Origin of the sequence: Achromobacter spanius (genome assembly GCF_039673305.1) — a bacterium.
GTDB classification, from domain to species: domain Bacteria; phylum Pseudomonadota; class Gammaproteobacteria; order Burkholderiales; family Burkholderiaceae_B; genus Achromobacter; species Achromobacter spanius_F.
This window is the reverse complement of record NZ_JBDJLJ010000028.1, coordinates 45,409-65,191: the sequence shown is the minus strand read 5'-3', so window position 1 is coordinate 65,191 and position 19,783 is coordinate 45,409. Positions and strand designations below refer to the sequence as shown.

The following is a 19,783-nucleotide window of genomic DNA, read 5'->3' as shown; positions in this document are numbered from 1 at the left end:
CCGGGGCAGCGCGGGCGTTGCCTTTTATGCCTGGTCCAGGTAATCCTTGGCCCAGGCCTGGCATTCGGCGTGCAGCAGCGCGCCCATCTGCGCGCGGCGCGGGGCGTCCAGCCGGCTGCTGATCGCGCCGAAGCTGAACGCCACCCAGGTCAGTTCCGACACCGGAAACGCCACACCCACGCCCGACACGCCGGGCGTGATGGTGTCCACGATTTCCGACTGGCCCGCGGCGCGGGTCTGCTTCACCGCCTTCATCAGCGCGGCGCTGGATACGCCGATCTGTGCGTAGCTGGCCGCGTGCCGTGCGTACAGCGCGGCGATTTCCTCGTCCTGCAGGCTGGCCATCAGCGCCAGGCCGCCCGCGCCCACGCCCAGCAGGCGGCGCTCGCCCTGGTCGATGGTGAACACCTTGACGGGAAACGACCCGGCCTCGCGCAGCAGGCATAGCGCATAGTCGCCCTGGCGGATCACCAGGAACACGGTGTCTCCGGACAGCCGGGCGAGCTTCTGCGCGAAGGGGCGCAGCGCGTCCAGCAGCGGCGTGCGCCGCAGCGCGGCAAAGCCCAATTGCATGGAATCCACGCCCAGCCGGTAGCGGCGGGTGGGGCCGTCGCGTTCCGCGAACTGCTCTTCCAGCAGGCAGCTCAGCAGCCGGTGGGCGGTGGAGCGCTCCAGTCCCGTCGCGGCCATGACGCCCTGCAGGTCGATGCCTTCTTCCTGGTGCTGGGCCAGCACGCGCAACATGCCTAGCGCGCGACGCATGCTTTGGGTGCCGCCGGTGGAACCTGTGGTGTTCATATTGTGGGAAATAGTGATTGAATATTTTGTATTTTAGGATTTGAAGTGCGTTAATTCAATCCACCAGATCGCGCCGCATTCGACGGCGCGGCATCACAAGGATGAGGAGACTATGGAATACGCCACCCTGGCCGTCGAGCGGCTTGATGCCGTATGCCGCATCAGCCTTGCGCGGGAGTCCGCGCGCAACGCGCAGAGCCAGCAGATGCTGGACGAACTGGATGACGCCCTGACGCGTGCCGAGCAGGACGATGCCGTGCGCGTCGTGGTGCTGGCCGGACGGGGCGCGCATTTTTCGGCGGGCCACGACCTGAAGGAAGCCCAGGCCAAGCGCGCCGACTTCACGGTGGAAGAGCGCTGGGAGTACGAATCGCGCCGCTATTACGGCTACTGCCTGCGCATCTGGGACTTCCCCAAGCCCACGGTGGCGCAGGTGCAGGGCGCGTGCGTGGCGGGCGGCTTCATGATCGCCAACATGTGCGACCTGGTGGTCTGCTCGGACACCGCGTACTTCTCGGATCCGGTGGGCCACACGCTGGCGGCCGCGGCCACCGAGGTGCTGATCCATCCCTGGGTGATGGGGCTGCGCAAAGCCAAGGAAATGCTCTACACCGGCGAAAAGGTGGACGCCCAGGAGGCGCTGCGCATCGGCATGGTGAACCGGGTCGTGCCCGAGGCCGACCTGGACGCCGAGACGCTGGCGCTGGCCCGGCGCATCGCGCAGGCGCCGCCGTTCGGCCTTCGGCTCATCAAGCGGTCCCTGAACCGCACGGCCGACGCGCAGGGCTTTCGCACCGCCTTGTCGGCGCACTTCGATACGCATCAGCTGTCGCACCTGAGCGAAGAGTTCCAGGCGGTGCGCGAGCGGGGGCTGGCCCAGGCCATTCAACGCAATAAGAAGGGCGAGGCCGCATGACTTCCCGCCTGGATCCCTTGCTGAACCCGCGCTCCATCGCCATGATCGGCGCGAGTTCCAACCCCGGCCGCATCGGCGGCATGCCCCTGGAACTGCTGACGCGATTCGGCTTCAAGGGCGGCATTTATCCGGTCAATCCGAAGTACCAGGAGGTGTTCGGCCTGCGCTGCTGGCCGGACATCGAAGCCGTGCCCGAACCGGTTGACCTGGCGGTGCTCGCGATCGGCGCGGCGGACGTGACGCCCATGCTGCGCCGCTGCCACGCCAAAGGCATCCGCGCGGCCATCGTCTACGCGGCGGGCTTTGCCGAGGCCGGCGGCGACGGCGCACGGCTGCAGGACGAACTGGAAGCCTTCGTGGCGGAAAGCGGCATGGCCGTGGCCGGTCCGAACTGCATGGGCTTCGCCAATCTCAACACGCAGGCCCACACCGCATTCGCCTCGGTCTTCAAGACCGCCCCGGCGCAGGACGGGCCCGGCTCCGTCAGCCTGCTCACGCAAAGCGGCAACGTGTGCGCCGCGGTGTACGCCATCGCGCGCCGGCTAGGGCTGCCGTTCTCGCACTTCATCAACACGGGCAACGAGGCCTGCCTGGATTTCTCGCAGTATCTGGAGTACCTGGCGGCGGACCCCCAGACCGAAATCGTGCTGGGCTATATCGAACAGCTGCGCGACGGCGAGCGATTCGTGCGCGCCTGCCGCGAGCTGGAACGCCGGGGCAAGCTGCTGATCGCCCTGAAGGCCGGGACCACGGACAAGGGCGCGCAGGCGGTGCAGTCGCACACGTCGGCGCTGGCCGGCGACCGCCGCGTCTACGCCGCCGCCTTTCGCCAGCTGAACGTGATCGAAGCCACGGACTTTGCGCAGATGGCGCACCTGGCCGCCCTGGCGGCGCTGCGCCACCGCACGGCCGGCAAGCGCGTGGCGGTGCTGACCATGTCCGGCGCCCTGGGCGCCATCCTGGCCGACAAGTTCATCGGCGCGGGGCTGGAACTGCCGGACCTGCCGTCCGATCTGCAGGCGGTGCTGCGCGGCGGCATTCCCGATTACGGCATGGTGGGCAATCCGGTGGACGTGACCGGCAACGTGGTCAACGATCCGGCGTTCGTGCGCACCGTGCTGCAGGCGCTGGCCACGTCGGATGCGATCGATGCCGTGGTGGTGTACGCGCCCGGCTACATGCTGGACCGCATGGCCGATGCGCTGGCGGAAACCTCGCGCCAGCACCGGCGCCTGTTCGTCGCGATCGACACGGGCCTGGCACAGAGCCGCGACGCCTTGCGCGAGGCCGAAGTGGCGGTGTTCGAGGACCTGGGGCAGGCGGTCGCGGCGCTGGCGCCCTACCTGCTGTGGTGCGAGGCGCGCGCGGCAAGGCGGCAGGCGTGCGCGCCCCGCCTGGACGCCCCGCCCGTGCCTGCCTTGCCCTGCAACGAAACGGACGCCCGCGCCTATGTGGCCGCCTTCGGCTTGCCCCAGGCAGCGGCGGCCGCGGCGCGCAGCGCGGACGACGCCGTGCGCGACGCGCGAGCGGCGGGCTATCCCGTTGACCTGAAGATCCTGAGCCCGGACATCGCGCACAAGACCGAAGCCGGCGGCGTCGTGCTGAACCTGGCCGACGACGAGGCGGTGCGCCGCGCCCACGCGCAGGTGACGCAGGCCGCGGCGCGTGCGCAGCCCGGCGCGCGGATCGACGGCGTGATGGTCCAGAAGATGGAGCGCGGCGTCGCGGAGATCATCGTCGGCGCGACGCGCGACCCCGTTTTCGGACCCGTGCTGACGGTGGGGCTGGGCGGCGTGCTGACCGAGATCTACCAGGACACCAGCCACCGCCTCCTGCCGGTGGATGAGGACATCGCCTTGCAGATGCTGCGGGAACTCAAGGCGTTTGCGCTGCTGGACGGCTATCGGGGCAAGCCCCGGGGCGATCTGGCGGCGGCGTGCAGAAGCATCGTGGCCGTGGGCAATGCCTTGCTGGCCGCGCCCGCGCAGGTGGCGCAGATCGAAGTCAATCCATTGCTGATCAAAGAGGCGGGACAAGGCGTCGCGGTGTTGGACGCGCTGATCCTGCCCGCAACCCCGTAGCGCAAGCGCGCACACCCAAGGAGGAGACAAGCATGATCAAGAAAATACTGGCCGGCGTCGCACTGGCCTGCATCGGCGCCGCGGGCCCCGCGCACGCCCAGGACAATTTTCCCAGCCGTCCCGTGCGCATCGTGGTGCCGTTCTCGCCGGGCGGCGCGGCGGACATCATGAGCCGCCTGCTGGCGGAAAAGCTGAGCGGCAGGCTGGGCCAGCCGGTGATCGTGGAGAACAAGCCGGGCGGCGGCACCATGATCGCGTCCGACTACGTATCGCGCGCCGAGCCGGACGGCTACACCTTGCTGATGGCCGCGTCGTCGCTGGGCATCGCGCCCAGCATCTACGCCAAGGTCAATTACGACCCGATCAAGGACTTCGCGCCAATCACCCAGGTGGCGTCGGTGGTGCACGTGCTGGAGGTGCATCCGTCGATTCCGGCCAGGAACGTGGGCGAGCTCATCGCCTATCTGAAGGCCAACCCGGGCAAGGTGAGCTACGGTTCGGTCGGCACGGGCAGCTCGACGCACCTGGAAGCCGAACTCTTCAACAGCATGGCTGGCGTGCAGATGGCGCACATCCCCTACAAGGGCAGCGCACCCGCGCTGAACGACCTGGTGGCGGGCCGCCTGCAGGTGATGTTCGACGCGTGGGCCTCGTCGGGCCCCTTCGTCAAGGATGGCAAGCTGCGCGCCCTGGCGGTCACCACCGCCAAGCCGTCGGCCTCGGTGCCGGACCTGCCCACGGTGGCGTCGTCGGGCCTGCCGGGCTATTCGGCGATGCCGTGGCTGGGCCTGGTGGCGCCCGCGCGCACGCCGCAGCCCGTCATCGACAAGATCTACTCCAATCTGGCGCAGATCCTGCAGCAGCCCGAGGTGAAGGCGCAGTTCGTCGGACTGGGCCTGGACATCATCGGCAGCGACCCCAAGACCTTCAGCGCGTTCATCCACCAGGACGTGGCGACCTGGGCCAAGGTGGCGCGCGAATCGAACATCCGCCTGGAGTAAATGCATGACCCTGCTGGAAACCACCGCGCGGGAAGACGACGCGCGGGAGAACGAGGCTTTCCGCCTGCAGTTGCGGAGCTGGCTGGAATCGGCCTATGCGGATTTCGCCCGGGCCTGGCCCGGCGGCGCCGATCCGCGCAGCCTGGACTACCGGCGCGCCTGGGAGGACACCCTGTGCGCGAACGGCTGGTCCGGGCTGGGCTGGCCCGAGGAATACGGCGGCAAGGCGTTGCCGCTGTCGCGCCAGGCGGTCTTTCACGAAGAGCACGCGCGCTGCGGCGCGCCGCTGGGCGTGAACCTGATCGGCCACGGCATCCTGGCGCCCACCGTGCTGCATTTCGGCGCCGAGGCGCAGAAGCGCCGCTTCCTGCCAGGCATTCTTTCCAACCGCGAGGTGTGGTGCCAGGGCTACTCGGAACCCGGCGCGGGCTCCGACCTGGCCTCGGTGCGCACGCGGGCCGAGCCGGCGCCCGGGGGCTTTCGCCTGAATGGCCACAAGATCTGGACCTCGTTCGCCGACCGCGCGCAATGGTGCTTCGTGCTGGCGCGCACCGATCCGCAGGCGGCCAAACACAAGGGCCTGAGCTTTCTGCTGGTGGACATGGGCAGCCCCGGCGTGCGGGTCGAACCCATCCGCCAGATCACAGACGAGGCCGAATTCTGCGAGGTCTTTTTTGAAGACGTGTTCGTGCCACGGGACGCGCTGCTGGGCGAGCTGAACCAGGGCTGGAAGATCGCCATGGCCGCGGCCAGCTTCGAGCGCGGCACCTACTTCATTCCCCGCCTGGTGCGCTTCGCGCAGGAATTGCGGCAGGTGCGCGAACTGGCGCTGCGCGCAGACGCCTATGGCCATGTGCCCGCCTCGTCGGCCTCGGTGCGCCACCGCTGGGCGCAACTGGCCGCCGACAGCCACGTGCTGGCGCTCAAGTCCCAGCGCGCGCTGGCCGGCGCGATGCGCGGCGATCCCCCGGGGCCGGAAGGGTCGTCCACCAAGATCCACTGGAGCGAGGCGCACCAGCGCCTGCTGGAGCTGTCCCTGCAATTGCTGGGCGAAGACGGGTGCCTGGGCGACGCCGCGGCCGACGCGCGCGTGGCGGAACTGACGCACTCCTACCTGTGGTCGCGCGCCGAAACCATCCTGGCCGGCACCTCGGAAATCCAGCGCAACATCATCGCCGAGCAGATGCTCGGCCTGCCCAAGGCTTGAGGTCCCATGAATCCGTACTTGAGCGAAGACCAGCGCATGCTGCGCGACGCCGCGCGCCGCTTTCTGTCGCAGCGCCATCCCGCGGCCCTGGCGCGCGCCGCCGGCCGGCAGGACGCGCCCGCGCGGCTGGCGCTGTGGCGTGAACTGGCGGAGCAGGGCTGGGCGGCCTTGCTGGCGCCCGAGGCGCAGGGCGGGCTGGCGCTGGGCATGCGCGAAGCCTGGATCGTGGCCGAAGAGGCGGGCCGGCATCTGCTGAGCCTGCCGCTGGCAGCCAACATGGCGATCCTGCCCACCTTGTGCGGGGCGGGCGGCGCCGCCGCGCAATGGGCCGGCGCGATGATGGCGGGCGAGACCTGGCATGCCGACGCGGCCATGCGGCCGGACGGCTCGGCCTTCATCGAAGGCGCGGGCGAGGGCGTGCGCGCGCTTGCCGTGCGCCAGGCCGGACCGACCGCCTTGCGGCTGGAGCTGCTGGCGCCCGTGGCCGGCGTCACCGCGCTGGATCCGACCATGCCTGTCGCGGTGCAGGCCCATCCGCAGGTGATTGACAGCATCGAGCTGGAGTCCGGCCCCGGCATGTGGCGCCGCTTGCGCACGCGGCTGCGCCTGCTGCGGTCCGCCGAGATGCTGGGCGCGGCATCGGCCGCGCTGGACCTGGCCGCGGCCTATGCGCGCGAGCGTCGGCAGTTCGATCGCGCGATCGGCGCCAACCAGGCGATCAAGCACCGCCTGGCCGAGGACTGGATGGCCCTGGACGATGCCCGGCTGGCCGGTTGGGCCGCCGCGGCCTCGCTGGACGCGGGGGCGGAGTCGGCGCCGCGGGATTGCCTGTTCGCGCCGTTGCTGGCGGGGCAGGCCAGCCGCCGCGCCGCCCAGAACGCCATCCAGACCCACGGCGCGCTGGGCGTCACCTGGGAGTGCGACGCGCATCTGTACCTGAAGCGCGTCCTGCGACTGTCCGCAAGCCTGGAGGCGGAAACGTCCACCCCGGACCTGCTGGAACGGATCTGGGAAACGGCGGCGTAGACGGGGCCCGGCGCCGGTCGCCATCGGCCGGACCTGGCGCCGGCGCCGGCCTACAATCCCGCCATGCATAAATCCAACTTCCCCTCCGAACTCGACCAGCCGACGCTTTCCGAAGTGGACGGCGTCCGTTATCTGCACTTCAACACCGAGTGGGTGCAGGGCGCGATGAACATCAAGAGCCCGTCCGAACTGGTGCTGGAATACACCGCCCAGATGATGGCCTGGCTGCTGTTCCTGGATCCGCCCAAGGAAGAGGCCATCGGCATGCTCGGGCTGGGCGCCGGGTCGCTTGCGCGATTCTGCGTCAAGCACACGCGCAGCCCGCTGCTGGCGGTGGAATGGAATCCGCGCGTGACGGCCGCCTGCCACATGTTCTTCCGCCTGCCGGGGTCGAACCGGCTGGAGGTCGAGCATGCGGACGCCGGCGCGTGGGTGGCCGATCCGCTCAACGCCGGGCGCTGCCCCGTGCTGATGGTGGATCTGTACGACGCGTCCGCCGCAGGGCCGGTGCGCGACAGCGTGAAGTTCTACCGCGACTGCCGCCGCGTGCTCGGCGAGGTCGGCATCCTGGCGGTGAACCTGTTCGGCCGCCACGAAAGCTTCGGCAAGAACATCGACAACCTCTCCAAGGCATTCGACGACCGGATCGTGCTGCTGCCCGAGGTCGAGGCCGGCAACCAGATCGTGCTGGCCTTTTCCGGACCCAGCCTGGCGATCACGCCCGCGGAACTGCTGGCGCGGGCGGAGGTGGTGGAGGGCAAGTATGGCCTGCCGGCCCGCCGCTGGGCGCGCTCGCTGACCCGCCACGCGGTGGACGGCGTCCTGCATTTCTGAGCGCGCGTTCCAGGGCCTGTGCGAGGCTCCCTTTAGCGTTAACAGGCCCTAGCGGCGCAGCGTCCTGAGCGGCCGCCGGGCAAGCTTCGTCTTGAAGTCCTGCCGGCTGTCGCAAATGATGTGGAGGTAAACGGTGTCCCCGACAACCTCGTAGATGACCCGGTTCTTGACCGCGATCACTTCCAGGAAGTGGGTGGCGGGCAGTTCCGGGGGAGGATGTCCGGCCAGGGGGAATTGCTCCAGGTTCAGGATCGCCCGCTTGATCTTGGCATACGAGTCCAGCCAGACCGCTTGCGAAAAATGCTTTCGGATGTAGCGGCGGATTTCGTGGAGGTCATCGACGGCGGACTGAAGGAAGACGAGCTTGCGGCTCATTCCGAATCATCCTGGTCCATCGCTTCAATCTGGGTGAACACCTCGGACGCGGGGGTGATTCGTCCTTCCTCGATCTCTTTGCGGCCGTGGGCGAGCAGTTGAAGAAGGGCAAATGCCTGCTCCTGCTCTTCATAGCTCTGCACATCCATGACGACGAGCTTTGCCTCTCCGTTCTGGGTGATGAGCAGCGGCTCCCGGGTCTGGGTAAGGGTCGTCACGATTTCTGCCGTGTGGCTTTTGAGATACGAGATGGGTTTGACTTGAGTCGAGTATTTCACGGCAGGCCTCCGGCTTGGTTCCTGGTAAGACTGATTTTAGTCTTAATTCAGTCTTGTATTCGTTGCGGTGTTTCTCGCCGCAGTCATTAGGGTAGGTACCGGGTACGGCGGGCTTTACCGGCGCGGCCATCGACCCTATCATTGGCTTATTCATAATTATGAATTACGGTGCAGTACCGGCCGTCAGCCCATGACCCATCCCATCGTCCGGCAAGCCCTGTACCTGGAAGTCGCGGACCGCCTGCGCGGCATGATCCATGCGCGTTCGTTGCGCAACGGCGAATGGATCGACGAACTCCGGCTGGCCGGCGAAATGGGCATTTCGCGCACGCCCCTGCGCGAGGCCCTGAAGGTGCTGGCCACCGAAGGCCTGGTGCGCCTGGAACCGCGGCGCGGCTGTTTCGTCAACGAACTCTCGGCCCAGGACCTGGAAGACATCTTCCCGCTGATGGCCATGCTGGAGGGGCGCTGCGCCTACGAGGCCGCCCGCAAGGCAACCGACGCGCAACTGGCCGAACTGGAGCCGCTGCACGCCGCGCTGGCGGGCCATGCCAAGGCGGGCCGCATCGATGCCTACTACAAGACCAATTACCTGATCCACGAAGCCGTCCAGGCGCTGGCCGGCAATCAGTGGCTGTCCGACATGGTGGGCAACCTGCGCAAGGTGCTCAGCCTGTCGCGCCATCGCAGCCTGTCGCGGCCCGGCCGCATCGACCAGTCCTGCGCCGAGCACCTGGCCATCTTCCAGGCCCTGAAGGCGCACGACTCCGACGCCGCGCAGGCGCTGGCGCACACCCATCTCATGCGGCAGCTCGAAGCGCTGCGCGCACTAAGCACCGAAGACGCCGTCGACGCGGCGCCGTCCGATCCCATCGTCATCGAGGAGCCCGCCCATGTCCGCACCCGCCAACCTCGCGCCCGCGCGCGGCGCACGCACGCCTGAGCCCGAAGCCGATCTCGTCGATGCCGCCGCCGCGGCCGAGAGCGCCAGCCTGATCACGCGGCTGGGCCGGCTGTGGGAGCGCGGGCGCCTGCCCAGCGAATCCGAGGTCCGGCGCCTGTTCGAGGCGCGCCTGACCGACGTGGCCGCCAACAAGCTGGCGCGCCGCTGGTGCGAGCAATACGCCGCGGCCGACGGCAAGGACCGCCGGCTGATGCTGGCCGCCCTGGCGCAGGTGCGCGCCACGTATGCGGGTGACGGCGGCGAAGGCGTGCGCCTGTTCAAGCGCTTCAACGCCCAGACGCAGGGCCTGCGCTTCCTGGTGGAACTGCGCGCCGACATGCTGCGCTGGCGCAAGCAGGTGGCGGGCATCCAGGCGCTGGACAAGGAACTGGAAGGCCTGCTGTCGGCATGGTTCGACGTGGGCCTGCTTGAACTGCGCCCGCTGACCTGGGATTCGCCGGCGTCGCTGCTTGAAAAGCTGATCCTCTACGAGGCCGTCCACGAGATCAAATCCTGGGACGACCTGCGCCACCGCGTCGCGGCCGACCGCCGCTGCTATGCCTATTTCCATCCGCAGATGCCGGACGTGCCGCTTATCTTCGTGGAAGTGGCCTTCGCCAGCCAGATGGCCGACAACGTGCAGGTGCTGCTGGACAGCACCTTGCCGCCGCAGGACCTGGACAAGGCGCGCTGGGCGATCTTCTATTCCATCTCGAACACGCAGCCCGGCCTGAAGGGCATCAGCTTCGGCAACTTCCTGCTCAAGCGCGTGGTCGAGCAGTTGCTTGAGGAACTGCCCAAGCTGAAGTCCTTCGCCACCTTGTCGCCGATCCCGGGATTTACCGACTGGCTGGGCAAGCTGGACGCGCAGGCGGTCGAGGCCATCGTGCGCGAAGACAAGTCGCGCGCCAAGGACCGCAAGCGCGAAGGCGTGCCGGACGGACAGCGCTGGGTCGCGCGCCTGGCCCAGGCCGCGCAGGGCAAGACCTCCGACGTGGTCAAGCGGGCGGGCTTCCGGCTGGCGGCCAGCTACCTGCAGTCCATGAAGAACGGGCTGCCGGTGGACGCCGTGGCGCGGTTCCATCTGGGCAACGGCGCGCGCATCGAACGCCTGAACTGGGCGGCGGACACCTCGCCCAAGGGCTTGAAGCAGTCCTGCGCCATGATGGTCAATTATCTGTACGACCTGGACGAGCTGGACACCAACCTCCAGCGGCTGGGCGAAGGCAAGCCGCAGGTCAGCCGCAGCGTGGGACGCGTGGGCTGACCGCCGGAAACACGGCGGCGCAACACATCGACAAGAAAAGGGCAGGGGACATGACGGAGAACGTGGCTGGCCGCGTGCTGCTGGAGCGCGAGGGGCATCTGGCCCGGGTGACGCTATCGCACCCGGGGCGCCTGAACGCGATCACGGTGGGCATGTGGGGCGAACTGAAGGACGTCTTCACGCGCATCGCCCAGGACGACGCCGTGCGCTGCGTCATCGTGCGCGGCGAGGGCGGCAACTTCGCCGCCGGCGCCGACATCCGGGAATTCCCCGTCCAGCGCGCCGACATGGCCGGCGTGCAGCGCTACCACCGGCAGGTGCTGGCGCCCGCGCTGCAGGCCGTGGCGCAATGTCCGCAGCCGGTGGTGGCGCAGATCGAAGGCGTGTGCGTGGGCGGCGGGCTGGAAATCGCCTGCCAGTGCGACCTGCGCATCGCCGGCGCGTCCGCCCGCTTCGGCGTGCCGATCAACCGCCTGGGCTTTCCCATGGCGCCCGACGAAATGCGCGGCCTGCTGGCGCTGGCCGGACGGGCCGCGACGCTGGCCATTCTGCTGGAAGGCCGGGTGTTCGGCGCCGACGAGGCCCGCGAGCTGGGCCTCCTGACCCGCGTCGTGGACGACGGCGACGTCGCCGTCGCCGCCCGGCGCAGCGCCGACCGCATCGCCCAGGGCGCGCCGCTGGCCGCCCGCATCAACAAGCGCTTGTCCGCCAGGCTCGCCACCGGCGCCGCCTTGACCGAAGACGAGTATCAGGATTATTTCTCCTATGCCGAAAGCCGGGACCACAAAGAGGGCGTGCGCGCCTTCCTGGCCGGCGCAGACCCTTCCTTTTCCGGAGACTAGACAGGTGAGCAACGCCAACCTATATGCTGTCCTGCAAGGCGGCTTTCCCAAAGACCGCAGCAAAGTCGCGCTGGAAACGCCCGACCTCCAATACACCTGGGACGACATCGACCGCGCCACGGCGTGCCTGGCGAACCTGCTGGCCTCGCTGAAGCTGCCCGAGGGCGCGCGCGTGGCGGTGCAGGTGGAAAAATCCCCCGAAGCCCTGCTGCTGTACCTGGCCACGCTGCGCGCCGGCCTGGTGTATCTGCCGCTGAATACCGCGTACCGCGAATCGGAGATCGAATACTTCCTGGGCAACGCCGAGCCGTCCGTGGTGGTCTGCGCCAGCAAGAACCAGGACTGGGTGCAGCGCGCCGCCGACAAGGCGGGCTGCGCCCACGTCTACACGCTGGACGAGGACCGCACGGGCAGCCTGCTGCAGGCCGCGGGCGGACTGGCGCAGACCTTCAAGACGGTCCAGCGCAAGCCGGACGACCTGGCCGCGATCCTGTACACGTCGGGCACCACGGGCCGCAGCAAGGGCGCGATGCTCTCGCACGGCAACCTGGCGGCCAACGCCCGCGTGCTGCACGAATACTGGGGCTGGCGCGAAGACGACGTGCTGCTGCACATGCTGCCGATCTTCCACGTGCATGGCCTTTTCGTGGCGTCCCACGGCGCGCTGCTGGCCGGCGCCCGGATGATCTGGCTGCCCAAGCTGGATGCCGACCAGGCGCTGCGCTATCTGCCGCAGAGCACGGTGATGATGGGCGTGCCCACCTACTACGTGCGCCTGCTGGCCGATCCGCGCTTTACCCGCGAGGTCTGCGGCAAGATGCGCCTCTTCATCTCGGGCTCCGCGCCCCTGCTGGCCGAGACCTTCTCGGACTTCAAGGAACGCAGCGGTCACGCCATTCTTGAACGCTACGGCATGAGCGAAACCGTCATGCTGACCTCCAATCCTTACGATCCCAAGCTGGGCGAGCGCCTGGCCGGCACCGTGGGCCGGGCGCTGCCCGGCGTGCAGGTGCGCGTGGTGGACGACGCCGGCATCGCGCTGGCGCCGGGCGAGATCGGCAACGTGCAGGTCCGCGGTCCCAACGTGTTCTCGGGATACTGGCGCATGCCGGAAAAGACCCGCGAGGAATTCACCGAAGACGGCTGGTTCAAGACCGGCGACGTGGGCCGCTGGGGCGGCGAATCGGCGGGACGCGACGTGCCCGCCGACTACCTGTCGATTGTCGGGCGCAGCAAGGACCTGATCATCTCCGGCGGCTTCAACGTGTACCCCAAGGAAATCGAGACCCTGATCGACGATATGCCCGGCGTGGCGGAATCCGCCGTCATCGGCGTGCCGCATGCGGACTTCGGCGAGGCCGTGGTGGCGGTGGTGGTGCCCAAGGACGGCGTGTCGCTGGATGCATCGGCGATGCAGGCCGAACTGAAATCGCGCATCGCCAACTTCAAGGTGCCCAAGCGCGTGCACATCATCGACCAGCTGCCGCGCAACACCATGGGCAAGGTCCAGAAGAACGTGCTGCGCGAAACCTACAAGGCGCTGTAGCGCCCCGCCATGCCGGTCCCCGCGGGACCGGCATTTTTTCAAGGAGACCCATCCCCACCCAGTGACGCGCCAGCCCTACCCGCCGCATTCAATAAAAAAATTCCAGAGACGAGACGCCAAAAATCAGGCGCCGTCCACCGATGCAGCAAGAGGAGACAAAATGAACTATCGCACCACCGCCGCGGCCGTATTCGCCGTGGCAGCCCTGGGTTTCGGCGGCGTCGCCGCCGCGCAATGGCCCGAGCGTCCCATCACGCTGATCGTTCCGTTCCCCGCCGGCGGCGGCACGGACACGTTCGCCCGTCCGCTGGCCGCGCAGCTCACCACGCAGCTCGGCCAGACGGTGGTCATCGACAACAAGGGCGGCGCGGGCGGCACCGTGGGCGCCGGCGTGGCCGCCAAGGCCAAACCCGACGGCTACACCTTCTTCATGGGCGGCGCGCACCATGCGCTGGCGCCTTCCCTGTACAAGAGCCTGAACTACAACATCCAGAAGGATTTCGTGCCGGTCGCCCTGGTGGCGCAGCCGCCGCAGGTCGTGGTCATCAACGCCGGCAAGCTGCCGGTCAAGACCCTGCAGGAGTTCATCGACTACGCCAAGAAGCGTCCCGGCGAAATCAACTTCGGCACCGCGGGCAAGGGCAGCACCCACCACCTGGCCGGCGAGCTCTTCGCCATGCAGACCGGCATCAAGCTGGTGGACGTGCCATACCAGGGCGCGGGCCCGATGCTGTCGGCGCTGATCGGCGGGCAGGTGGACCTGGCGTTCGACGGCCTGGGTTCGTCGTCCGGGCACATCCGCGCCGGCGCGATCAAGCCGCTGGCCGTGGCCGCCACCGAGCGTTCGCAGTCGCTGCCCGACGTGCCCACGGCCGCCGAGGCCGGCGTGCCGAACTACAACGTGTCGACCTGGTACGCGATCTGGGCGCCCACCGGCACGCCCAAGGAAGCCGTGGACAAGATGGCCGCCGAAATCACCAAGGCCCTGAACACGCCCAAGCTCAAGGAAACCTGGGCGGGCAACGGCACCGCGGTCCCCACGCTGACCGGCGCCGACTTCGGCAAGTTCGTCGACAGCGAGGTCGAGCGCTGGGCCAAGGTGGTGAAGGACTCCGGCGTGACGCTGGATTGATCCTTCAGCGCCACTCGCTGGCCAGGCTGAGCCTGGCCAGCTGGTCGTGCGTCAGCGTCAGGCTGGCGGCCTTGACCAGTTCGTCCAGCTGGGCCAGCGACGTGGCGCTGACGATGGGCGACGTGATCCCCGGTTGCGCGATCTGCCAGGCCAGCGCGGCCTGCGCGGGCGTGCAGCCGGCGTCCTCGGACACCTCGTCCAGCGCCTTCAGGATGCGCAAGCCGCGGTCGTTCAGATAGGTGTCCACGATCTTCTTGCCGCGCGCGCTCTTGCCCGCATCGGCGGCGCTGCGGTACTTGCCGCTGAGAAAGCCGCTGGCCAGGGCGTAATAGTTGATCGTGCCCATCTGCTGGGTCTTCACCAGGCTCTGCAGTCCGGATTCGAAGGACTCGCGCGCATACAGGTTGTATTCGGGCTGGATGCTTTCGTAGCGCGGCAGGCTGTGCCGTTCGCTGGCGATCAGCGCTTCGGACAGGCGCACGGCGGTGTAGTTGGATGCGCCGATGGCGCGCACCTTGCCCGCTTCGATGAGCTTGGCGTATTCCCCCAGCGTGTCGGTCAGCGGCGTGTCCGTGTCGTCCTGATGCGACTGGTACAGGTCCACGTGGTCCGTCTGCAGGCGGGCCAGCGACGCTTCCAGCGAGCGGCGGATGTAGGCGGGGGCCAGCCCCTTTTCGCCCGGCGCCATTTCCATGCCGACCTTGGTGGCGATCAGCACCTGGTCGCGCTTGCCCGAGCGCTTGAGCCATTTGCCGATCAGTGTTTCGGATTCGCCGCCCCGGTTGCCCGGGACCCAGCGCGAATACACGTCGGCGGTGTCGATGAAATTCAGGCCGGCATCGACCAGCGCGTCCAGCAGGGAAAACGTGCCGGCCTCGTCGACGGTCCAGCCGAAGACGTTGCCGCCGAAGGTGAGCGGGGGAATCTGCAGGCCGGATCGGCCCAGTGCGCGTTTGATCATGTCTGTCCTCGGGATGCTGCGGACGGGAGCGCGGATCGGGATGAACGGCGTTTGCCCGGCGGTTCAGTATATTCATGCCGCCCGCCCCGGCACAGGGCATGCGTGCGTACGCATGCACCATTACAGGGATTCCCCCCAACTCCAACCGGAAGGCGGCAAGTTAGACTATACGGCTTTACGGTAGCGCGAATGGATGGCAAATCCCGGCGCCGTAAATCCACCGGCAAATTCAACAAGCAACACCAAGGGTTCAAGGAGCTTATATATGCTGATCGGAAAAAAACATTTTCTGACGGTTGGCGCTATGGCGCTGGCAATGGCTATCGCCGCGCCGGTCGCCGCGCAGCAGAAGTCGGTGGCGGTCACCGCCATCGTCGAGCACCCGGCGCTGGACGCCGTGCGTGACGGGGTGCAGGACGCCCTCAAGCAAGCCGGCTACGAGCCGGGCAAGAACCTGAAGTGGCAGTACCAAAGCGCCCAGGGCAACAACGGCACCGCGGCCCAGATCGCGCGCAAGTTCGTCGGCGACCGTCCCGACGCCATCGTCGCGATCGCCACGCCGTCGGCCCAGGCCGTCGTCGCGGCCACCAAGGACGTGCCGGTGGTGTATTCCGCCGTGACCGATCCGGTTGCCGCCCAGCTGGTTTCCAGCATGGAGGCCTCGGGCACCAACGTGACCGGCGTGTCGGACCTGCTGGCGCTGGACAAGCAGGTCGAACTGATCAAGAAGATCGTGCCCAACGCCAAGCGCGTGGGCATCGTCTACAACCCGGGCGAGGCGAACTCGGTCGTGGTCGTCAAGAAACTCCAGGAAATCCTGCCCAAGTCGGGCATGAGCCTGGTCGAAGCCGCCGCGCCGCGTTCGGTGGACGTGGCCTCGGCCGCGCGCAGCCTGATCGGCAAGGTCGACGTCATCTACACCAACACCGACAACAACGTCGTGTCGGCCTATGAATCGCTGGTCAAGGTCGGCAACGACGCCAAGATCCCGCTGATCGCGTCGGACACCGACAGCGTCAAGCGCGGCGGCATCGCCGCCCTGGGCATCAACTACCGCGACCTCGGCGTGCAGACGGGCAAGGTCGTCGTGCGCATCCTGAAGGGCGAAAAGCCCGGCGCCATCCCGTCGGAAACCAGCTCCAAGCTCGAGCTCTACGTGAACCCGGGCGCCGCCGCCAAGCAGGGCGTCACGCTGTCGGACGCCCTCATCAAGTCCGCTGCGGTGGTCGTGAAATAATACCGACCGCCATCGGCCCCGCCATGCCCTTGCGGCGTGAGCGGGGTTTTTCTTGAGTTTTTCCCCGGCGCACCGGAATCAGTCCGACCCTGCCGCTGGCGCCCGCCGGCGTGGCTGCGCTTTGGCAGGAAACAAGGGAAAATCCCGGATCGGGAAACGTTTATTGCGAAAGCTCGGGTAAAACTGACCCGCGAACGCAAGAAATTGCGCGTTTCACTTCTTTAATATGCTCGTTTCTTTACCTGATTGGATCTGACCCATGTCATTGTTTTCGTTGTTGGGCGCGTTGGAGATCGGGCTGATCTTCAGCCTGGTGGCCTTGGGCGTGTTCATCTCATTCCGCTTGCTGCGCTTTCCCGACCTGACCGTTGACGGCAGTTTTCCGCTGGGCGGCGCGGTCTGTGCCACGCTCATCGCCTCGGGCACGGATCCGTTCTCGGCAACCCTCATCGCCACCATCGCCGGCGCGGCCGCGGGGCTGGTGACGGGCTGGCTGAACGTCAAGCTCAAGATCATGGACCTGCTGGCCAGCATCCTGATGATGATCGCCCTGTATTCGGTCAACCTGCGCATCATGGGCAAGCCCAACGTGCCGCTCATTACCGAATCCACCGTATTCACGATCCTGCAGCCGGCATGGATTTCCGACTACGTCGCGCGGCCGCTGATCCTGATCGTCATCGTGATCCTGTGCAAGCTGGCGCTGGACTGGTTCTTCGCCACGCAGACGGGGCTTGCCGTGCGCGCCACTGGCTCGAACGGCCGCATGGCCCGTGCGCAGGGCGTCAATACCGGCCGCATGATCCTGGGCGGCATGGCGCTGTCGAACGCACTGGTCGCGCTGGCCGGCGCGCTGTTCGCGCAGACGCAGGGCGGGTCGGATATCTCGATGGGCATCGGCACCATCGTGATCGGCCTGGCCGCCGTGATCGTCGGCGAAAGCATCCTGCCTTCGCGCAAGCTGGTGCTGGCGACGCTGGCCGTCATCATCGGCGCCATCGTCTACCGCTTCTTCATCGCATTGGCCCTCAATAGCGATTTCATCGGCCTGAAGGCGCAAGACCTGAACCTCGTCACCGCGGTGCTGGTCACGATCGCCCTGGTCATCCCCATGCTCAAGCGCCGCCTGGTCGGCAAGAAGGGGCGCTGATATGTTGTCCGCAAAAGACCTGAAAATCACCTTCAACGCGGGCACGCCCATCGAGACCCGCGCCCTGCGCGGGCTGTCGCTGGAGATCCCGTCTGGCCAGTTCGTCACCGTGATCGGCTCCAACGGCGCGGGCAAGTCCACGTTCCTGAACGCCGTGTCGGGCGACCTTCCGGTCGACTCGGGCCGCATCGACATCAACGGCGTGGACGTGACGCGCCAGCCCGTGTGGGCGCGCGCCGGCCGCGTGGCCCGCGTGTTCCAGGACCCTATGGCGGGCACCTGCGAAGACCTGACCATCGAAGAGAACATGGCGCTGGCGCAGATGCGCGGCGCGCGGCGCGGCTACAGCCGGGCGGTCAAGGCGTCCATGAAAGACGGCTTCCGCGAACGCCTGGCCACGCTGGGCCTGGGTCTGGAGAACAGGCTCACCGACCGCATCGGCCTGCTGTCCGGCGGCCAGCGCCAGGCGGTCAGCCTGCTGATGGCGGCGCTGCAGCCGTCGCGCATCCTGCTGCTGGACGAGCACACCGCCGCGCTGGATCCCCGCACGGCCGATTTCGTGCTGCAGCTGACCGCCCGCATCGTGGCCGAAAACCAGCTCACCACGATGATGGTCACGCACAGCATGCGCCAGGCGCTGGACGTCGGCGACCGCACCGTCATGCTGCACCAGGGCCAGGTCGTGCTGGACGTGTCGGGCGACGAGCGCCGCGGCATGGACGTGCCGGACCTGCTGGCGATGTTCGAGCGCGTGCGCGGCGAGAAGCTGTCCGACGACGCATTGCTGCTGGGGTAGGGCGCTCCGCCGCGCTAGATGAACCGGCCGGGGCGGAACGCGCGATGGCGTGAAGCCGCGCCGCCGTCCACCATCAGTTCCGCCAGTATCTTCGCCGTGCCCGGCGCCGTGCTGAACCCGATGTGTTGGTGCCCCAGCGCCAGCCACAGGCCGGGATGGCGCGGCGCCTCGCCGATCATCGGCCGGCTGTCGGGCAGCGTGGGGCGTCGCCCCAGCCACGCGGCCGCATCCAGCCGCTGGCCCAGTGGAAAGGCCTCGCGCGCGCGGGCCTCGGCCAGATCCAGTTGATCCGTCCGGGCGGGCGCGTCGCAGGCGTCCAGCTCGACCCCGGTCGACAGGCGCAGCCCGCGCGCCATGGGCGACAGCACGTAGCCGCCGCCGGTGTCGTAGACGGGGCGGGTGACGCTGGCGCCCTCCTGTCCGCTGTAGTGCATGTGGTAGCCACGCTCGAACGCCATGGGCAGGTCGATGCCGGCCGTTTTCAGGATTTCCTTCGACCACGGCCCCAGCGCGAAGACCAGGCGATCCGCCGTCAACGATCCCGAACCGTCCGAGGCATGCACCGTCCAGCCCTGGCCATCGCGGCGGATCCCGCCGGCGGCCAGGCGCCTGAATTCACCGCCTTCGCGGCGGAACAGGCCGGCGTAGGCGGCAACCACCTCATGCGGATCGTCCACGGAATACGAGCCCTGGATCCACAGCGCCCGATGGAAGATCGGAGCCAGGGCCGGCTCGATCTCGGCCAGTTCGGCGGGATTCAATTCGCGCGTCGGGACCTGGTATTGCGCGAAGGTGCGGCGCGCCAGCGCGCCGGCGTTCCAGGCCGCCTGCGTGCGGTACAGGAAGATCCAGCCGGTGTCGCGCAGGCGGCGCCGCGCGCCGCTGGCGTCCAGCAGCTTCAGGTGCTCTGGGGCGGACAGCCGGATCAGGCCGTCCAGCGCTTCGACGGTCTCGCGGAACACGGAGGGCCGCGCGCTCAGCAGAAAACGCGTCGCCCAGCCCAGGTTGCCGGCCAGGTACGGCCAGCGGTAGCGGAACTGGACGGTATCGTTCTTGAGCAGGCGGGGCAGTTGGCCCCACAGGCCGGGATGGTTGAACGGCATCAGCGAACTGCGGGCCAGGACGCCGGCGTTGCCCATCGATGTTTCCAGGCCCGGCTCCTGCCGGTCCACCAGGGTGACCGACAGGCCCCGGCGCAGCAATTCCAGCGCGCAGCAGACTCCGACAATGCCCGCGCCCAGCACGATGACCTGTTTTCCCATGTCGTCTTTTTATGTGTGTCCGATCAAGAAAAACCGCCCCGCGGCAGGGCATTCCTGGCCAGGCCGGAGCGGATCGCTACGCCCCGCGCGGCCGAGGGCCGGGGGACGACGGATTGTATTGCAGGCGCCGC

Annotated in this window: 19 protein-coding genes; 14 read left to right on the top strand and 5 right to left on the bottom strand. The window is 68.0% G+C overall.

Annotation, left to right across the window (positions count from 1 at the left end; all coding sequences use genetic code 11):
* Positions 1-24: 24 nt before the first annotated feature.
* Positions 25-798 carry an IclR family transcriptional regulator gene (locus tag ABE485_RS20125; protein WP_346517035.1) on the bottom strand — a complete coding sequence of 258 codons (774 nt, stop codon included), beginning with the start codon at positions 796-798 and terminating at the stop codon, positions 25-27.
* A 112-nt stretch (positions 799-910) separates the two neighbouring features.
* Between ABE485_RS20125 and ABE485_RS20120 the strand changes: the two genes are divergently transcribed.
* The 6 genes from ABE485_RS20120 to ABE485_RS20095 all read left to right on the top strand — a co-directional run bounded on the left by ABE485_RS20120 (position 911) and on the right by ABE485_RS20095 (position 7,863).
* Positions 911-1,714, top strand: a complete 804-nt coding sequence (locus tag ABE485_RS20120) for an enoyl-CoA hydratase (protein WP_346517034.1) — start codon at positions 911-913, stop codon at positions 1,712-1,714.
* Positions 1,711-3,795 carry an acetate--CoA ligase family protein gene (locus ABE485_RS20115; protein WP_346517033.1) on the top strand — a complete coding sequence of 695 codons (2,085 nt, stop codon included), beginning with the start codon at positions 1,711-1,713 and terminating at the stop codon, positions 3,793-3,795. Before ABE485_RS20120 ends, ABE485_RS20115 begins: the two co-directional genes overlap by 4 nt.
* Before the next feature lie 32 nt (positions 3,796-3,827).
* A complete protein-coding gene (locus ABE485_RS20110) occupies positions 3,828-4,796 on the top strand; it encodes a Bug family tripartite tricarboxylate transporter substrate binding protein (protein ID WP_346517032.1) in 969 nt (322 codons plus the stop codon).
* A gap of 4 nt (positions 4,797-4,800) precedes the next feature.
* Positions 4,801-6,003, top strand: a complete 1,203-nt coding sequence (locus tag ABE485_RS20105) for an acyl-CoA dehydrogenase family protein (RefSeq protein ID WP_346517031.1) — start codon at positions 4,801-4,803, stop codon at positions 6,001-6,003.
* 6 nt (positions 6,004-6,009) lie between these two features.
* Positions 6,010-7,029 carry an acyl-CoA dehydrogenase family protein gene (locus ABE485_RS20100; RefSeq protein WP_346517030.1) on the top strand — a complete coding sequence of 340 codons (1,020 nt, stop codon included), beginning with the start codon at positions 6,010-6,012 and terminating at the stop codon, positions 7,027-7,029.
* 63 nt (positions 7,030-7,092) lie between these two features.
* Complete coding sequence (locus ABE485_RS20095) at positions 7,093-7,863, top strand: spermidine synthase (protein ID WP_346517029.1); 771 nt, start codon at positions 7,093-7,095, stop codon at positions 7,861-7,863.
* A gap of 48 nt (positions 7,864-7,911) precedes the next feature.
* Here the strand turns inward: ABE485_RS20095 and ABE485_RS20090 are convergent, their stop codons facing one another.
* Both ABE485_RS20090 and ABE485_RS20085 read right to left on the bottom strand, forming a co-directional pair.
* Positions 7,912-8,238: a type II toxin-antitoxin system RelE/ParE family toxin gene (locus ABE485_RS20090; RefSeq protein ID WP_346517028.1), complete on the bottom strand. Its 327-nt coding sequence runs from the start codon at positions 8,236-8,238 to the stop codon at positions 7,912-7,914.
* Positions 8,235-8,516 carry a type II toxin-antitoxin system Phd/YefM family antitoxin gene (locus tag ABE485_RS20085; RefSeq protein WP_346517027.1) on the bottom strand — a complete coding sequence of 94 codons (282 nt, stop codon included), beginning with the start codon at positions 8,514-8,516 and terminating at the stop codon, positions 8,235-8,237. The genes ABE485_RS20090 and ABE485_RS20085 overlap by 4 nt, the downstream gene beginning before the upstream one ends.
* A 190-nt stretch (positions 8,517-8,706) precedes the next feature.
* On the opposite strand from ABE485_RS20085, the gene ABE485_RS20080 reads away from it, so the two are divergent.
* The 5 genes from ABE485_RS20080 to ABE485_RS20060 all read left to right on the top strand — a co-directional run bounded on the left by ABE485_RS20080 (position 8,707) and on the right by ABE485_RS20060 (position 14,246).
* A complete protein-coding gene (locus ABE485_RS20080; RefSeq protein ID WP_346517026.1) occupies positions 8,707-9,459 on the top strand; it encodes a GntR family transcriptional regulator in 753 nt (250 codons plus the stop codon).
* Positions 9,410-10,726: a malonyl-CoA decarboxylase domain-containing protein gene (locus tag ABE485_RS20075; RefSeq protein WP_346517025.1), complete on the top strand. Its 1,317-nt coding sequence runs from the start codon at positions 9,410-9,412 to the stop codon at positions 10,724-10,726. The genes ABE485_RS20080 and ABE485_RS20075 overlap by 50 nt, the downstream gene beginning before the upstream one ends.
* A gap of 50 nt (positions 10,727-10,776) precedes the next feature.
* A complete protein-coding gene (locus ABE485_RS20070; RefSeq protein WP_346517024.1) occupies positions 10,777-11,568 on the top strand; it encodes an enoyl-CoA hydratase/isomerase family protein in 792 nt (263 codons plus the stop codon).
* A 4-nt stretch (positions 11,569-11,572) separates the two neighbouring features.
* Positions 11,573-13,114, top strand: coding sequence for a malonate--CoA ligase (locus ABE485_RS20065; protein ID WP_346517023.1), 1,542 nt, complete (start codon positions 11,573-11,575; stop codon positions 13,112-13,114).
* A gap of 160 nt (positions 13,115-13,274) precedes the next feature.
* Positions 13,275-14,246: a Bug family tripartite tricarboxylate transporter substrate binding protein gene (locus ABE485_RS20060; RefSeq protein ID WP_346517022.1), complete on the top strand. Its 972-nt coding sequence runs from the start codon at positions 13,275-13,277 to the stop codon at positions 14,244-14,246.
* 4 nt (positions 14,247-14,250) lie between these two features.
* Here ABE485_RS20060 and ABE485_RS20055 read toward each other — a convergent pair whose 3' ends face one another.
* Positions 14,251-15,207 carry an aldo/keto reductase gene (locus tag ABE485_RS20055; RefSeq protein WP_346517021.1) on the bottom strand — a complete coding sequence of 319 codons (957 nt, stop codon included), beginning with the start codon at positions 15,205-15,207 and terminating at the stop codon, positions 14,251-14,253.
* Positions 15,208-15,472: 265 nt separating this feature from the next.
* Between ABE485_RS20055 and ABE485_RS20050 the strand changes: the two genes are divergently transcribed.
* The 3 genes from ABE485_RS20050 (at position 15,473) to ABE485_RS20040 (ending at position 18,390) form a co-directional block, all read left to right on the top strand.
* Entirely contained in the window at positions 15,473-16,444 is a 972-nt protein-coding gene (locus ABE485_RS20050; RefSeq protein ID WP_346517020.1) for an ABC transporter substrate-binding protein, read from the top strand.
* Between the two features lie 259 nt (positions 16,445-16,703).
* A complete protein-coding gene (locus ABE485_RS20045; protein WP_346517019.1) occupies positions 16,704-17,594 on the top strand; it encodes an ABC transporter permease in 891 nt (296 codons plus the stop codon).
* A gap of 1 nt (position 17,595) precedes the next feature.
* Positions 17,596-18,390 carry an ABC transporter ATP-binding protein gene (locus tag ABE485_RS20040; RefSeq protein ID WP_346517018.1) on the top strand — a complete coding sequence of 265 codons (795 nt, stop codon included), beginning with the start codon at positions 17,596-17,598 and terminating at the stop codon, positions 18,388-18,390.
* 14 nt (positions 18,391-18,404) lie between these two features.
* Here the strand turns inward: ABE485_RS20040 and ABE485_RS20035 are convergent, their stop codons facing one another.
* On the bottom strand, positions 18,405-19,652 hold the full coding sequence (locus tag ABE485_RS20035; protein WP_346517017.1) for an NAD(P)/FAD-dependent oxidoreductase: 1,248 nt from the start codon (positions 19,650-19,652) through the stop codon (positions 18,405-18,407).
* Positions 19,653-19,783: the final 131 nt, after the last annotated feature.